Raw genomic sequence first — 15,522 nt, 5'->3', positions numbered from 1 at the left:
CCCGTTGACTCCGGAGAGGCCCATCCATGACTGTCAAATCTGGGACGCCGAAGAAGAACCTGATGCTCTTCTCCGGGCGGGCGCATCCGGAGCTGGCGGAGGAGGTCGCGAAGCACCTCAACGTCAGCATCACGCCGCAGTCGGCGTACGACTTCGCGAACGGCGAGATCTTCGTGCGGTTCGAGGAGTCGGTGCGTGGCTGCGACGCGTTCGTGATGCAGAGCCACTGCGAGCCGATCAACCAGTGGGTGATGGAGCAGCTGATCATGGTCGACGCGCTGAAGCGGGCGTCGGCCAAGCGGATCACCGTGATCATGCCGTTCTACCCGTATGCCCGGCAGGACAAGAAGCACAAGGGCCGCGAGCCGATCTCCGCGCGGCTGATCGCGGACCTGTTCAAGACCGCGGGCGCGGACCGGATCATGACGGTCGACCTGCACACCGCGCAGATCCAGGGCTTCTTCGACGGCCCGGTCGACCACCTGTTCGCGCAGACCCTGCTGTCGCGCTACATCAAGGACACCTACGGCAGTGACAACGTGACTGTCGTGTCCCCGGACGCCGGCCGCACGAAGCTGGCGGAGAAGTGGGCCGACGACCTGGGCGGCGTGCCGATCGCGTTCATCCACAAGACGCGGGATCCGTTGCTGCCCAACGATGTCGTGGCCAAGCGCGTGGTCGGCGAGGTGCGCGACCGGCTCTGCGTGGTGATCGACGACATGGTCGACACGGGCGGCACGATCGCCAAGGCGGTCGACCAGCTCGTCGAGGAGGGCGCGGCGGACGTCGTCGTGGCCGCGTCGCACGGCGTGCTGTCCGGGCCGGCGCCGGAGCGGCTGTCGGAGTGCCCGGCCCGCGAGATCGTGTTCACCAACACGCTGCCGATCCCGGACTCGAAGCGGTTCCCGAAGCTCACCGTGCTGTCGATCGCTCCGCTGCTGGCCCGCGCCATCCAGGAGGTCTTCGAGGACGGCTCGGTCACGAGTCTGTTCGACGGCAACGCCTAGTGCCTGCAAGGACGCCTTACGGACACCCAACGTCCGTAAGGCGTCTTTCCATGCATTTCACCGCCCGTCCAAGTTTCGGCACGACTAGCTCGCCACTTGCTTGACCCGACACTGGACAACATGATTACCTGCATCAACTTCATCAATGTGATCAATGTTCAGTGCCGGTGCGGGGGTCCGGCAACCCTCTCCGCAGGGAGCGCTCGTGGTAACGGAGCCCGTGTCTCGCGTTCTCGGCCGGTGGCTGGCCGGCGTCTCGCTCGACGACGTCCCCGAACAAGCCCGCGCCACCGCGACCCGCAGCGTGCTCGACTGCCTCGGCGTCACCCTCGCGGCGCTCGACCAGCCGATCGTGTCCGTTGTGGACGGATACGCCGGGAAGGACGACCACGGGCCCGCGAGCCTGCTCGGTCTGGGGCGGCGGGTGAGCGCGGAGCGGGCCGCGTTCGTCAACGCGACCATCGGGCACGCGCTGGACTTCGACGACGTCAGCCACACCGAGGGCGGCCACCCGACCGTCGCGATCCTGCCCGCCGCGCTGGCCGCCGCGGAGGCCCGGCACGCCACCGGCCGCGACCTGCTGCTCGCGCTGTGTGCCGGCGTCGAGGTCACCACGAAGATCGCCCGAGGCGTCAACTTCACCCACTACGACAAAGGCTGGCACCCGACCGCCACGCTCGGCGTGTTCGGCGCCGCGGCCGCGGTGGCGAAGATCCACGGGTTCGACGCCGGCCAGTGCGCCGGCGCGCTGTCGCTGGCCACCGCGATGTCCTCGGGCCTCAAGTCGAGCTTCGGCACGATGGCCAAGCCCGTGCAGGTCGGCCGGGCCGCGCAGAGCGGCGTGCAGTGCGCGGACCTGGTCGCTGCCGGCGCCACCACGAACCCGGCCGCGTTCGAGGAGACACAGGGCTTCTGCACCGTCTACAACGGACCCGGCACGTTCGACACGGACGAGATCACCGCCCACCTCGGTGCGCCGTGGGACCTCGTGGACCCCGGCATCGCGATCAAGCTGCACCCCTGCTGCGGCGGCACCCACGCGGCCGTCGACGCGGCCATCGAGCTGCACGGCGGGCTGGGCCAGGCGGACCGGATCGAGCGGGTCGACGCCTACATCCACCCCCGCCGGTTCGCCCACCTCGACCGCCCGCGCCCGGACGGCCCGCTCGCGGCCAAGTTCAGCCTGCAGCACACCGTCGCGATCGCGCTGGCCCGCGGCGAGGTACGCATCGACGACTTCACGCCGGCGTCCATCGAGGACGGCGACGTGGTGGCCGTGCGCGAGCTCGTGCACGGCCACCCCCTACCGCCGGACCGGCTCGGGCCGGAGCACTTCGCCGCGGAGGTCCACCTGACCCTCGCGGACGGCTCCGCCCGGCGGGCCCGGTTCGAGCGACCTCGCGGCCGGACGCCGGAGACGGCGCTCACCGACGGCGACATCCGGCGCAAGTTCGACTCGTGCACCCACAAGGTGCTGTCGGCCGCCGAGCGGGACCGCGTCGCAGGTCTGGTCGCGGACATCGCCGACCTGTCCGATGTGGACGAACTGGCGCGGATTCTCCGCAGGGACGCGCACAACTGACCCAAACAGACAAGATAGGAGTGACCGTGTTCCAGGGCAAAGATGCTCGGAGGCTCGGCGGGCGTGCCCGGCGAGGTCGGCTCGTCGCCCTCGCGACGATCGCGGCGTTCACCCTCAGCGCGTGTGGCGCGGACTTCGGTGGCGAGAGCTCCGGGGACGGGCCTTACTACGACGGCAAGAAGATCAAGCTACTGGTGCCCTTCTCCCCCGGCGGTGGGGCGGACACGACCGCGCGGCTGCTCGCCCCGCTGCTCCAGGAGTACATCCCCGGCAACCCGTCGGTGTACGTGGAGAACCGCGGTGGCGCGGGCGGCATCACCGGCTCGAACCACTTCACCGAACGGGAGCCGCACGACGGCACGACGATCCTCGTCTCCTCCGGGGGCGCGCACTCGTCCTACGTGGTCCAGGATCCGGCGGTGAAGTACGAGTTCGCCGACATGATCCCGCTGATCGGGGTGCCCGCCGGAGCGGCGATCTATGTCCGCTCGGACACCGGCATCACCGAGCCGGAGGGCATCGTCGGGGGGGCGAAGGTCCCGCTGATCTTCGCCGGCCAGGCCCCGTCCGGCGGTGACCTGCGCAAGCTGCTCGCGATGGACCTGCTCGAGGTCGACTACGAGCCGCTGTTCGGCTACGAGGGCGCCGCGGACGCGAACATCGCCTTCGACCGCAACGAGGCGAACATCGCGCTCATCGGCGTGCTGCCCTACCTGGAGGACATCATGCCCCGGGTGGCCGCGCTCGCACTGTGCGAGCGCACCGGCGCGGCGGGGCGGGCGCTGATCACCGCGTACGCCGTCGGCTGGGACGTCCAGCAGCGGCTGCGGGCCGCGGGCGAGGCGACCGCGCTGCGGGCGTTCCACCCGCCAGGGGTGGTCGGCCCGCTCGGCGCGGCAGCCGCGGCCGCGTCGGTGCTCGGACTCGAGGCGGCGAGCACCGCGGCGGCGTTCGGGCTCGCCGCGTCACGCACCGGCGGGCTGTTCGCCAACAACGGCACGATGGCCAAGGCCACGCACCCCGGCGGCGCCGCGCGGTCCGGTGTGGAGTGTGCCGACCTCGCCGCGCTGGGCGTGACCGCCAACCCGGAGATCCTCGACGCGCACCGCGGCCTCGCCGACGCGCTGTTCGGCGGCGAGGCGAACTGGGACGTGCTCACCGGCGGGCTGGGCACGACCTTCCACCTCGTCGACCCGGGGTTCACGATCAAGCGCTACCCCGCGGAGATCTACATGCAGTGGCCCATCGAGGCGATGGCCACCCTGCGCGAGCGCACCGGACTGTCTACCGAGGACATCGAGTCGATCGTGGTGGAGCCGCCGCTGTTCCGCCGCGACCTGTCCCGGCCGGCGCCCGAGTCCGGGTTGGACGGGAAGTTCAGCTACGAGTACTGCGTGACGGTCGCGCTCACCGAGGAACGGGTCGGCATCGGGTCGTTCACCGACGAGGTGCGCTTCTCCCCCGCGGTCCGTGTGACGCTGCCGAAGGTGGCGCTGCTGGAGAACCCCGAGATCCCGAGGGACAAGCTGCACACGTGGTCCCGGGTGACCGTGCGCACGCGAGACGGCCGTGAGCTCACCGAGACCTGCCGACGCTTCCTCGGCGCCATCGGCCGGCCGATGGACCGCGACACCAGGCTGTGGAAGGTCACCGACTGCCTCACCGAGGCGGGCGCGGGCGACCGGGTGGCGCGGCTGGTGGCCGTCGTCGAGCGGCTGGAAGAGGTGGACGACCTCACCGAGCTGACGTCCCTGCTGTCGTGAGTGGCACGCTTGCCCGCCTGACTCCGGTCATGTCGTTCTCCTTCATCCACTACCTGCAGAACCACATGGTGAAGGCGTTCGTCCCGCTGTTCGCCGCGAGCATGGGCGCCGGGCTCGGCGCCATCGGGTTGATCATCGCCGCGGCCGCGCTGACGCCGATGCTGCTCGCCGTGCCGGTCGGGCTGCTGTCGGACCGGCACGGGATCCGCGCACTGTTCTTCGCCGGCTCGCTGCTGAGCGTGCTCGCGTACGGAACACTGTGGACGGAGCCGGACCTGCCGGTGATCCTGGCCGCGCAGGTGCTCGCCGGCACCGGCCAGCTGATGATCATGCTCGGCGGCCAGGCGCGGGTGGCCGCGCTCGCGGAGAAGGGCGAGGCGGAGAAGCACTTCAGCGTGTACACGCTCGTCGCGTCCGCCGGCCAGATCGTCGGACCGCTGGTGGCCGGCGTGCTCATCGGCGTGTCCGGCTACCCGCTGCTGTTCGGCTGCGCCGCGGCGCTCGGCGTGCTGTCGTGCGCGGTGACGCTGCTCGTGCCCTCGATCGCGGGCAAGCCGATCCCCGCGCCGGCCCGGGAGAGTCTGCGCCGGCAGGCGCTGACCCAGCTGCACAGCCGTCCGATGCGCGTCGCGATTCTCCTCAGCTGCCTGATGTCGGTGCCGGAGATGCTGCGGATCTCGTTCCTGCCAATCTACCTCGAGCAGCAGGCCGGCCTGTCGGTACAGCAGCTGAGCTACGTGCTGAGCCTGTTCTCCGGCGCCGGCCTCGCCGCGCGGCTGGTCATGCCGGCGCTGGTGCGGATGTGGGGCCGGCACACGCTGATGGCGGTGGCCGGGCTCACCGTGGTGGGCGCGCTGCTGCTGGTGCCGCTGTCGTCGTCGGTGGTCGTGCTCGCGTGTCTCACCGCGACGCTGGGCCTGGCGTTCGGCACCGGCCGGCCGCTGTCGATGGCGCTGATCGCGAGCTCCGCGCCGCCGCACCAGCTCGGCATGGCCGTCGGGCTGCGGATGACCGGCAACCGGATGGCCGACTTCCTCGTGCCGATGGCGTTCGGCGCGGCGGCGTCGGTGGCCGGCGTGGCGGCGAGCTTCGTGGTCGGCGCGGTACTGGTGGCGTCCGGCACGTCGCTGCTGGTGCCCTCGGCATGGCGGGAACGCCGTGGGAGGCGCCAGGCGTGGTAGGTTGATTTGCATAATCAATGTGCACGGCAGGGGTCGATGGCATGGCTGAGGACAACGGTGACTGGCTGACCGCGGACGAGGCGGCCGACCGTCTCAACGTGAAGAAGGAGACGGTCTACGCCTACGTGAGCCGCGGTCGCCTCACCAGCCGCAAGGCCGCCGGCGGCCGCGGCAGCCTGTTCCGGCTCGCCGACGTCGACCGCCTGTCCGCGAGGGTCAAGCGCGGCAAGGACCCCCAGCAGGAGACCATCGAGTCCGACATCACGCTGATCACGCAGGACGAGCTGTTCTACCGCAGCCACCGGGCCCGCGAGCTCGCCGCGACGGCCAGCTTCGAGGACGTCGCGCGCTTGTTGTGGGGATTCGAACCTCCTTCCCCACCATGGGTTTCCGCGCCCGCGACGGCACGGTTCAGCCGCCGGGTCATCAAGGCCCTGCCGGCGTCCGCGCTCCCGGTGGACCAGGTGAAGGTGGTGGCCGCTTGCATCGCCGCGATCGAGCCGCCGAACTGGGACGTGAGCACCGAGGTCGTCGCCACCACCGCGCAGCGCACGCTCGCCACGCTGCTCACCGCGCTGCCGGTGAAGTCCGAACCGGTCGACACGTCGGGGATGTCCGCGCCCGCCTCGCCGATGGCCGCCCTGCTGTGGTCGCGGCTGTGCGACCGCCAGCCCACCGAGACCGAGCTGCGGCTGCTGAACACGGCGATGGTGATGCTCGCCGACCACGACCTCGCGGCGGCCACGTACGTCATCCGCACCGCCGCGCGCGCCGGTGTCGAGCCGGCCGGCCTCATCCGCCTCGGCATCGATGTCGGCAGCGGGCCGGTCAAGGGCTCCGCATCGCTCGCCATCGAGTCGTTGCTGCACAACATGAAGTCGTCGAACACGGTGGAGGAGTCGCTGGGCATGCGGCTGCGCCAGGGCTCGACGATCCCCGGCTTCGGCCACCACGTCTACCCGGGCGGCGACGTCCGCGCCTCGCACATCCTGGAGCGGCTGCGCGAGGTCGCGCCGAAGTCCGACCGGCTCGCCACCGTCGAGGGGGTCATCAAGACCCAGCAGTGGCGCGGGCTTCCCGCCCCGAACGCGGGCTTCGCGCTGGCCGCACTGACCTACGTGCTCGGCATGTCGCCCGGTGCGGGCGAGACCATCTTCGTGATCTCCCGCGCGGCCGGCTGGGTCGCGCACGCCATCGAGGCGTACACCAGCGGGCCGATGGACCGCATGCACTCCGTGAACGTCCACATGGGAGATTGACGACCGGCCGCATGGCGACCTAATATCTACATTGATCAATGTTGTCCACATTGACAGATGTATGAGGCGGAGGCCGGAGATGACGATCGAGTTCCTGGATCCCCGGTCCGCCGCGGCGCCCGCACAGCTGGCCCTCGCGCCGCTGCCGCGCTCGCTCGACGGCCGCACCGTCGCCCTCGTGGACAACAGCAAGGCCAACGCCGGGTTCCTGCTCGACCGGCTCGGGGACGCGCTGGCCGAGGCGCACGGTGTGACGCTGCTGCGCTACCGCAAGCGCATCCCGTCCGACGCGCTCACCGCCGAACAGGTCGACGAGATCACGCGACGCTGTGACCTCGTCCTGACCGCGATGGGCGATTGAGGCTCCTGCGTGACGCGGAGTTGCCGCGACATCGTCGAACTGGAAGCCCAGGCAGTGCCCGGCATGCTGATGTGCAGCCAGCCGTTCGCGCCGCTCGCCGAGAACGTGGCGAGCTCGCTCGGCCTGCCCGACGTGCGCATGGTCGTCGTGGCGCACCCGTTCGGCTCGGTGCCCGAGGAGGACCTCGTGCGGCGCGGGGTGCCGGACGAGGCGCTCGCCGAGGTGCTGCGGATCGCCGGGGACGAGTGATGCCCGGCTGGGAGGTGCCCGACGACCCGGAGGCGTGGCTGCGGCTCACCGAGGCGGAGGGGATCGGCGACGGGCTGCCGGTGATCCCGCCGACCGAGGAGCGGGTCGCCGAGTTCCTCGCGTCGACCAAGCGGGCCCCGGACGAGGTGATCAGTGCGATCCCGCCGGCGTGGGGTCAGGCCACCGTGCGCGCGCTCGCCATCAACGCGGTCATGGCCGGCGCCCGGCCGGAGTCGCTCGCGGTCGTGATCGCGGCGGTCGGGGCCATGGTCGAACCGGTGTTCAGCCTGATGTCGGTCCAGGTCACCACGAACCCGGTCACCCCGGCGGTGATCGTGAGCGGGCCGGCGGCCGCGCGGGCCGGCCTCACCAGCGGCCGCGGCTACCTCGGTCCGGGTCACCGGGGCAACATCACCACCGGCCGGGCCATTCGGCTCGTGCTGATCAACATCGGTGGCGCGCTGCCGGGCGAGGTGGACCGGGCCACGCACGGCCAGCCGGCGAAGTTCGGTCTGGTGCTCGCGGAGAACGAGGCGGATAGCCCGTGGGAGACGCTGGCCGCGAGCCGAGGCGTCGACGCCGACTCGGCGCTCACCGTCACCGGCGCGGCGTCGCTGGTCAACCACTACGACAGTGTGTCGACCTCGGCCGACGAGGTGCTGACGAACCTGGCCGCGTCGCTGACCGTGCGCGGCACGAACACCATGCAGAACGGCGGGCACATCACGCTGCTCGTGTCCCCCGAGCACGCCGACCTGCTCGGCAAGGCGGGCCTGAGCCGCGCGGACGTGTGCCGCGAGCTGTACGAGCGCTCGTGGACACGGGAGTCCACCTTCACCCCGAGCCTGCTGGAGGTCGTGCGCCGCCGCCGCGGCCGGTACCCGGACGTGTTCCGCGACGGCCTGATCCGCGGCGTGGACACCCCGGAGAACCTCAACGTGCTGGTGGCGGGCGGCGAGGGCAAGCACACGGTCATCTGCTTCTCGAGCAGCTCGGCGAAGACCGTCACCCGCGCCATCGACCCGCAGGACCTGGTCTGACCCGCGCCACCGCACTAGCCTCCGAGCTCCTCTAGCACGATCTCCAGCTCGGTCTTCAGTACCTCGTAGGACTCGTGTCGCGGTGAATCCGGCCGGATGATCGAGGAGTGATCACCGGCGACGACTCCGGTGCAGTGGTCCGGGTAGATGCCGAGTGCGGACTGCGGCAGGACGATGTTGTCCGTATCGCCCGCGTAGAGCCGCAGCGGGATCGGGCAGGTCCGGTTGGTCACCTCGGTCGTGTGGACCACGTTGGTCAGGATGTTCTGCTGGATGCCGGTGACGTACTGGTTCAGGGTGCGGAGCACCTCCTCCTGGTTGTGCCGGATCGGGGCCAGTGCCCGGAGGGTGCCGAAGTATTCCGAACCCGCGGTCGGGCAGGCGAACATGATGATCCGTTTGATCCGGGTCAGACGCTCACCTTGCCCCTGCGCGAGCATTCGGGCGACGAACTGCTGAGTGACCAGCCCGCCCATGCTGTGCGAGACGATCACGATGGCCGGGTAGCGGCGTTCCAGGCTCTTGAACCGGGTGCCGAGCCGGCGGGCGATGGTGTCCAGGTCGGGGGTTCGCCGGTCCGGCCGCGGTTGCAGCACTCGGGTGTCGTACTCGAACTGCTCCAGGGCGAACGCCTCGAGGTCTCGGTCCGCGCGGATGTGGCCTTCGAAGGCCCCCCATGCCTGCGCCGAGGAGAGGATTCCGTGCACGAACACGACTACCGCCTGTTTCTCCACCGAGGGCATCGGCGACGGCTCATCCGCCTTTGCCTCTTCGATTTCCGGACGCGTTCGCGGTGTCCGCGGCTGGAATATTAGAGGCGGATCAGATTCCCTGGTCAGCAGATCGGTGACCAGATATCCGCCCGCGACCAGTACGAAGGTCCCGAACCCCACCCCCGCCACCCACCAGCCGCCGACCGGAGTCGCGGCGACGGCGGCCGCGCCGCCGAACAGCACTGCCACGATGATGCCTTTGTGCCGGCGCCACAGATTGGTTAACAACTGCCCACCCGTCAGAAGTTGCTGAACACGCTGACGAAGACCTTGTTGATGTCCACCGGATCGACGGCGTCATAGGTGAGAGCCTTCGAGACCGCGGCGATCCTCGACAGGGTGCGCACGTCGGCCTGGCGGCCGTAGGGAATGGTGAAGATCCGTACCGACTCGTCGCGCTGCGAGGCGTCGACCTCCTTGAGCATCGCCGCGCGACCGGCCGGGTCGGTAGGCGTGTTGACGCCATCGGTCAGCAACACGATCGCGTTGATTCGGTTGGGATCGATACTGTCGAGCATCATGCGGTGCGCCTCGCGGGTCGTCTGGTACAGAGCAGTGTCGCCGCTCGGCGACACGGTGTTGACGACATTGGTGAACTTCGTGCGCACGTCCCCGACCCGAGAGATCGGCACCTGGACCGTGTACGGCTTGGGCTGCCCGGACGAGAACGTCCACAGGCCGACTTGATCGTCATCGACCAGCCAGCGCAGACCCTGCAACACGGCTGGTCTGAGCAGGTCGATCTTCCTCTTGGCCTCGTCGCCGGTCGTCACCTTCTCGTTGACCTGTTCCTTCATCGAGCCGGACACGTCGAGCACCACGAGCACCCTGGCCCTGCGGCGGGCCGCGTCCCAGCCCGCGACCATCTTGCTCACGACCTCCGGCGGCGGCGGGTCGATGAGCTTGGGCTGCTCGCTGTCGGAGAGGTCGAGGGTGCTCGCGAGGTCCGCGCTCGGCCGGCCGTCCAGGTCGCGGAACCCGACTACGGCGAACCGTTGCTGCTGCTCGGGTTCGAGCAGGAACGCGCGGAAGTCCTCCGCGATCGCCCGCTGGGTCGGACTGGCCGACGACAGCACGACGTACGGGTGGTCCAACTCGAACGTGCCTTCGGCCGGGTTGATCGCCACCAGCGGGTCGTTCGGCGGAGGGCCTGCGCCCATCTGCGCCGGACCCCCGCCCGGCGCGCTCTCGTTGAACTGGTACGCGAGCTGCTCCTGGACCACGATCCCGCTGATATAAGGCACCGACGGCCGCCTGCGGTCCTCGTCGTACATCTGTTGCATGAACTTCGTGGCGTCGTCGCCGTAGTGAGAAACGGCCGACTCGACGCCATGGACGAAGCTGCGCACGTTCGCGTCATCGAGTTTCGCCTCGGTGATGGCGTCCGGCTCGCCGGCCGCGGCGTGGTAGATCGCGACGGTCGCCGCCAGGCCCGAGGTCGAGACGTGCGGGTTGTCGCGGCCGAGCGCGAACCTGCCCCACTCGGGATGGTCGAGGGCCGCCCAGTTCCCGCTCGCCAGCTCGAGAACGCTGGACCAGCCGGGTTCGGGGAACTTCTCCCTGACCACCGCGGCCATCTGCTCCGGCATGGCGATGGTGAGGACGCTCTTCGTGATCGACTCCGGCTCGCCGACGACGAGGCCGCCCTTGTCCCGCTGGTCGAGCAGGCCGAGCCACAGACTCGACGTCGGGGTCCATACCTGTGGAGGCGGCCCACCGTCACGCTCCTCGTTCCAGCCCGTGGCAAGCGACTCCATCGCCGTGCCGGAGGTCAGCTCGTGGACCGACACGCGCGCGCAGCGGCCGTCGATCACCGGCTCGGCACGGTTGTACTCGTTGGCGAGGTCGCGTAGGAGGTCGTCCTTCTCGGTCGAGGAGCTGACCACGAGCGGAACGCAGTCGCCGGTCGGTCGCGAATCAGCATCGGGCCCGAACAGCCGGGGCAACACCATCACCGCGACGAACGCGACCACGCCGAGAACCACCGCGACGATCAGGGGCCGGTTGCGTGACCTCGGCACGGTGGAGCTGCTACTCACAGTCGACCCCCAGTTCGGCGGAGTGTAGTTGACCAAGTGTGTCATGATTCACGCCGACTGATGTGCGGGCCCCAACGGTGGCCACGTAGATGTCGTTGCCAATCAAGGGTTCCACCGCGTGCCGGGGAGGGGTCCCGACGCCGCCCGAAGCCACCACCTCGGTGCCGATTCCGTTCGACGGTTCGTCCATTGTAGACACTGCCGCCGGCGGGCATCAGCTGCGCTCGGCCACGCTCGCCTCCACGCAGAACTCGTTGCCCTCCGGGTCGGCGAGGACGACCCAGCCACGGCCGCGACCGCCGCGGCGGTCGTCGACGAGCGTGGCGCCGGCGGCCCGCAGCCGGTCGACCTCCTCGTCGCGGGTCCGGGTCAGCGGGACGAGGTCCAGGTGCAGCCGGTTCTTGACCGCCTTGGGCTCGGGCACGCCGACGAAGAGCAACTCGGGCAGCGTCGCGTCGGGCGGCTCGACGGCGACCTCCGGGTCACCGGGCCGATCCTGATCGCTGACCGGCCAACCGGTGACGATGCTCCAGAACTCCGCGAGGCGGTAGGGGTCGCGGCAGTCGACGGTGATGTGCTGAATTTTGAACACGAGTACTCCACAGGCAAACGGGACGAAAGATGCGGGACGCGACCGATCACCGGATTTGCCTGCGGAACCTCCCGTCGCGTGAAGTGCTCGCACCTTAACCCCGCGCGCGGGGTTACGAAAGCGCGACGTAGACTGTCGGGGTTGCCTCGGCGAGGGCAGGCGTCACGCCTGGCGTGATCGACGCGGCGGCTTGACGCCGCGCGCACGTCCGTCGCCGCTGGCCGCCGCCGCCCGAGACCAGCTTCAGCTTGTAGTAGCAAGGAGAGCCCCACCGTGTCCGAGGTCCGTCTCGCCGCCGAGCCCCGTACCGAGTTCGGCAAGGGCGCCGCGCGCCGCACCCGCCGCGACGGCAAGATCCCCGCGGTGCTGTACGGCCACGGCTCCGACCCGACGCACCTGGCCCTGCCCGCGATCGAGTTCGCGCGCGTGGTCCGTGAGCACGGGCAGAACGCCGTCCTCACCCTCGAGATCAACAGCAAGAGCGAGCTCGCGCTGACCAAGACCGTCACCACCCACCCGATCAAGAACTACATCGAGCACGTCGACCTGCTGCTCGTGCGGATCGGCGAGAAGGTCACGGTCGAGATCCCGGTCGTGGTCACCGGCGACGCCCAGCCGGGCACCCTGGTCACCCAGGACGCCATGACGCTGCAGGTGGACGTCGAGGCGCTGCACATCCCCGACCAGTTCGAGGTCTCCATCGACGGTGCGGCGGCCGGCACCCAGATCCTGGCGTCGCAGGTCGCCCTGACCGAGGGCGCCGAGCTGGTCACCGACCCGGACACGCTGGTGATCGCGGTCAACCTGGCGCCGACGGCCGAGGAGATGGAGGCCGGCATCGAGGCGCCCGAGGGTGTGGAGCTCGAGGAGCCGGCCGCCCCGGCCGCTGCCGGCGAGGAGGAGCCGGCCGCCCAGGAGGCGAGCGAGGGCTGAGCCTGCGTCCGGGCGGTCCCGCGCGGGACCGCCCGGTCCTTTTTCTGCGAGGACGCCGAGATGCCTGTCGAGCCACCCGCCGACGACGCGCCACTGCTCGTCGTCGGCCTCGGCAACCCGGGCCCGCGCTATGTCGCGAACCGGCACAACATCGGGTATCTCGTCGCCGACGAGCTGGCGGACCGGATCGGCGGGAAGTTCAAGTCCCACAAGGGTGGCGCGGACGTCATCGAGGCCCGGCTCGGCGGTCGGCGGGTGGTGCTCGCGAAGCCGCGGACGTACATGAACGTGTCGGGCGGCCCGGTCGCCGGCATGATCCGGTTTTACAAAGTGCCACCGGAGAACCTGATCGTCATGCACGATGAGCTCGATCTCCCGTTCGGCACCATCCGGATGAAGCTGGGCGGCGGCGAGAACGGGCACAATGGGTTGAGATCGATCACGAAGTCGCTCGGGACCAGGGAGTATCTGCGGGTACGGTTCGGAATAGGTCGCCCACCGGGACGCATGGATCCGGCGGACTACGTGCTCCGGGACTTCTCCGCGACGGAGCGCAAGGACCTCGCGCTCGACATCGACCGGTGCGCCGACGCGACGGAGGCGTTGGTGGCCAAGGGTCTGGAAGCGGCACAGAACCTCTTCCATGCCCGCTGACCGGGAGGCGAAGATGCAGCAGCAGGACGACGTGCCGCTCACGCCGGTGGTGGTCGACTGCGTCACGTTCGACCGGGCGCCGTTGGGGCGCCGGGGGTACAACGAGGACCAGGTCGACGACTTCCTGGACCGCGTGCAGGCCACCATGTCCGGCACGGACTCGCTCTCCGCGCAGGACGTGCGCGACGTGATCTTCGACAGCGCCCCAATCATCCGACGCGGCTACCACGAGGAGCAGGTCGACGACTTCCTGGACCTGGTGGTCGAGGAGTTCGAGCGACGCGAGCGGGCCCAGGTCGCGGGGCGGCAGCCGGCTCCCCAGCCGGGCATGCCCCGCCCGGCCGTGCCGGTGCACCCAGAGCCGACCCGCCGGATGGCCTTCTCCCAGCCCCCGTCGATGCCGATCCCGGCGACGGAGCCGGTGCAGTCCTCGTCCGGCTCGCGCTCGGCCGCGGAGGAGGCTGCCCGTTCGGCCGCCGCCCTGCGCGCGAGGGAGGACGCGCCGCCGCTGGCCCCGGAGCCGCCGGCCACCAACGGCTCCGCGCCCACAGCACCTGCGCCGGCGAGCGACGAGTACACGTTCGACCGCGCCGTGGCCGAAGCCTCGGATGCCTCGGCCGGCACCGACGTCACCGACACCGAGACGACCGACTCGATCATCGAGTACCGAGTCGGTGCCGACGCACCCGACGATGTCGCCGACGCGGAGGTCGTCGAGGCGGAGATCGTCGACGAGGCCGCCTGGGCCTACCGGGCCTACCCGGCCGAGCACGTGAGCGGACTCGACCGGACCCACCGGGCCGACCCGACGGCCGGAGGCGACCAGGCCTACCGAGCTGACCAGCCCGGCGAGACCGACCATGCCTACCACGCCGACCAAGCGGGCGACGCCGCCTGGGCCGGCCAAGCTGATCAAGCAGGCGAGGCCGACCTGGCCGACCGCGCCGGCTACACGAGCGAGGCCGACTTGGCCGACAGGGCCAGCCGGACAGGCGAGCCTGACCTCGCCGACCACGCCAGCCGGACACGCGAGGCCCACCTGGCCGACGAGGCCAGCCGGACAGGCGAGCCTGACCTCGCCGACCACGCCAGCCGGACACGCGAGGCCCACCTGGCCGACGAGGCCAGCCGGACAGGCGAGCCTGACCTCGCCGACCACGCCAGCCGGACACGCGAGACCTACCTGGCCGACCACGCCAGCCGTGCCAGCCGGACGAGCGAGGCCGACCGGGCCAGCGGGGCGGACGAGGCTGACCGGGCTGGCCATGCCGACCGGGCTGGCGAGGCCCACCGCATCGACGTCGCCGGTCGCGCCGACGTGGTCGAGGATGTCGACCAGGTCGACCTGGCTGGCGGAACCGATCGGGCCCGCGGGGCCGACCGAAGCGGCCAGGACTACCGGGCCGAGGCGGACCGGAGCGCCGACGCCGACGGCGCCGTGGCTGACCGGAGCGCGGAGTCCGGGGAGAACGGCGAGGCCGAGGAAAGCGATCCGTCGATCGGCTCCCGCCTCACCACCGAAGCCACCGTCACCAGGACCCGGCCGATGGGCGAGGCCCTCATCGCCCCGGACACCGACGAGGACGACGAGGACGCCCCGACCGGAAGCATCCCCCACCCCGGCCGCCGAGCCACCGGGCCTCCGGCCGGCGAACACGTGGCCGCCTCGCCACCGGCCGGCGAAGTACCACGCGCCACCGCGCCACCGCGCACCGCGCCACCGAGCACCGCGACGCCGCCAGGCCGGGCGGCACCGGGCGAGCAGCCGGGCCCCTCGGCGCCGGCCGAGCCCGCGGCCGCATCGGCCGGCCGGGGCACTTCGGCACCGGACGAGCCGGCGGCATCAACCGGGCGGCCTCCAGGTACCTCGTCCGCGACGTGGCGTGTCCCGGGCGAGTACCCGGCCGAGGCACCCACGACCGCGGCCGGGGGGGCCTCGCCGGGTGGGCGTGCGGGCGATGCCGACTCGCGTTTCGGTGCGCCACAACATGATCCGGCGCGTCCCACCGGCCCACCGCAGGGTCCGCAGCAGGCGGGCCAGCGTCCGCCGCTCGGCCGTGGCGTGCCGCCGGGCGCGGCCGGGTCAGCC

At 70.8% G+C, this 15,522-nt stretch carries 13 protein-coding genes; 10 read left to right on the top strand and 3 right to left on the bottom strand.

Annotated elements, in window-relative coordinates:
* Nucleotides 1-26: 26 nt before the first annotated feature.
* From ACRDTB_RS24790 to ACRDTB_RS24760, 7 genes are all read left to right on the top strand, one after another.
* Nucleotides 27-1,007 carry a ribose-phosphate diphosphokinase gene (locus ACRDTB_RS24790; protein ID WP_431434019.1) on the top strand — a complete coding sequence of 327 codons (981 nt, stop codon included), beginning with the start codon at nt 27-29 and terminating at the stop codon, nt 1,005-1,007.
* A gap of 220 nt (nt 1,008-1,227) precedes the next feature.
* Nucleotides 1,228-2,589: an MmgE/PrpD family protein gene (locus ACRDTB_RS24785; RefSeq protein ID WP_431434017.1), complete on the top strand. Its 1,362-nt coding sequence runs from the start codon at nt 1,228-1,230 to the stop codon at nt 2,587-2,589.
* A 26-nt stretch (nt 2,590-2,615) separates the two neighbouring features.
* The gene (locus ACRDTB_RS24780) at nt 2,616-4,352 is read left to right on the top strand and encodes an MmgE/PrpD family protein (RefSeq protein ID WP_431434016.1); all 1,737 of its coding nucleotides are present in this window, start codon (nt 2,616-2,618) and stop codon (nt 4,350-4,352) included.
* Complete coding sequence (locus ACRDTB_RS24775; protein WP_431434014.1) at nt 4,349-5,533, top strand: MFS transporter; 1,185 nt, start codon at nt 4,349-4,351, stop codon at nt 5,531-5,533. The genes ACRDTB_RS24780 and ACRDTB_RS24775 overlap by 4 nt, the downstream gene beginning before the upstream one ends.
* A gap of 41 nt (nt 5,534-5,574) precedes the next feature.
* Entirely contained in the window at nt 5,575-6,792 is a 1,218-nt protein-coding gene (locus ACRDTB_RS24770; protein WP_431434012.1) for a citrate synthase, read from the top strand.
* A 61-nt stretch (nt 6,793-6,853) separates the two neighbouring features.
* Nucleotides 6,854-7,402 (top strand): UGSC family (seleno)protein, encoded by a 549-nt coding sequence (locus ACRDTB_RS24765; RefSeq protein ID WP_431434010.1) that lies wholly within the window; start codon nt 6,854-6,856, stop codon nt 7,400-7,402.
* Nucleotides 7,402-8,442: a hypothetical protein gene (locus ACRDTB_RS24760; protein WP_431434008.1), complete on the top strand. Its 1,041-nt coding sequence runs from the start codon at nt 7,402-7,404 to the stop codon at nt 8,440-8,442. The genes ACRDTB_RS24765 and ACRDTB_RS24760 overlap by 1 nt, the downstream gene beginning before the upstream one ends.
* Before the next feature lie 14 nt (nt 8,443-8,456).
* Here ACRDTB_RS24760 and ACRDTB_RS24755 read toward each other — a convergent pair whose 3' ends face one another.
* The 3 genes from ACRDTB_RS24755 to ACRDTB_RS24745 all read right to left on the bottom strand — a co-directional run bounded on the left by ACRDTB_RS24755 (nt 8,457) and on the right by ACRDTB_RS24745 (nt 11,846).
* Nucleotides 8,457-9,404 carry an esterase/lipase family protein gene (locus tag ACRDTB_RS24755; RefSeq protein WP_431434006.1) on the bottom strand — a complete coding sequence of 316 codons (948 nt, stop codon included), beginning with the start codon at nt 9,402-9,404 and terminating at the stop codon, nt 8,457-8,459.
* A 50-nt stretch (nt 9,405-9,454) separates the two neighbouring features.
* Nucleotides 9,455-11,254 carry a substrate-binding domain-containing protein gene (locus tag ACRDTB_RS24750; RefSeq protein ID WP_431434005.1) on the bottom strand — a complete coding sequence of 600 codons (1,800 nt, stop codon included), beginning with the start codon at nt 11,252-11,254 and terminating at the stop codon, nt 9,455-9,457.
* Nucleotides 11,255-11,468: 214 nt separating this feature from the next.
* Entirely contained in the window at nt 11,469-11,846 is a 378-nt protein-coding gene (locus ACRDTB_RS24745; protein ID WP_431434003.1) for a VOC family protein, read from the bottom strand.
* 273 nt (nt 11,847-12,119) lie between these two features.
* On the opposite strand from ACRDTB_RS24745, the gene ACRDTB_RS24740 reads away from it, so the two are divergent.
* From ACRDTB_RS24740 to ACRDTB_RS24730, 3 genes are all read left to right on the top strand, one after another.
* The gene (locus tag ACRDTB_RS24740; protein ID WP_431434001.1) at nt 12,120-12,779 is read left to right on the top strand and encodes a 50S ribosomal protein L25/general stress protein Ctc; all 660 of its coding nucleotides are present in this window, start codon (nt 12,120-12,122) and stop codon (nt 12,777-12,779) included.
* 60 nt (nt 12,780-12,839) lie between these two features.
* Nucleotides 12,840-13,433, top strand: coding sequence for an aminoacyl-tRNA hydrolase (pth, locus tag ACRDTB_RS24735; RefSeq protein WP_431433999.1), 594 nt, complete (start codon nt 12,840-12,842; stop codon nt 13,431-13,433).
* The coding region (locus ACRDTB_RS24730; RefSeq protein ID WP_431433997.1) for a DivIVA domain-containing protein at nt 13,423-15,522 on the top strand (2,100 nt) is incomplete at its 3' end. The genes pth and ACRDTB_RS24730, both read left to right, overlap by 11 nt.

It is taken from the genome of Actinophytocola sp., from assembly GCF_050699935.1.
GTDB lineage: Bacteria > Actinomycetota > Actinomycetes > Mycobacteriales > Pseudonocardiaceae > Actinophytocola.
Note: the sequence above shows the minus strand (reverse complement) of the source record. Positions and strands in the feature narration are given on the sequence as shown.

Excerpts from the sequence above, each read along its gene's own strand:
- ACRDTB_RS24760 (WP_431434008.1), top strand. The coding sequence starts at position 7,402 with ATGCCCGGCTGGGAGGTGCCCGACGACCCGGAGGCGTGGCTGCGGCTC.
- ACRDTB_RS24770 (WP_431434012.1), top strand. The coding sequence starts at position 5,575 with ATGGCTGAGGACAACGGTGACTGGCTGACCGCGGACGAGGCGGCCGAC.
- ACRDTB_RS24790 (WP_431434019.1), top strand. The coding sequence starts at position 27 with ATGACTGTCAAATCTGGGACGCCGAAGAAGAACCTGATGCTCTTCTCC.
- pth (WP_431433999.1), top strand. The coding sequence starts at position 12,840 with ATGCCTGTCGAGCCACCCGCCGACGACGCGCCACTGCTCGTCGTCGGC.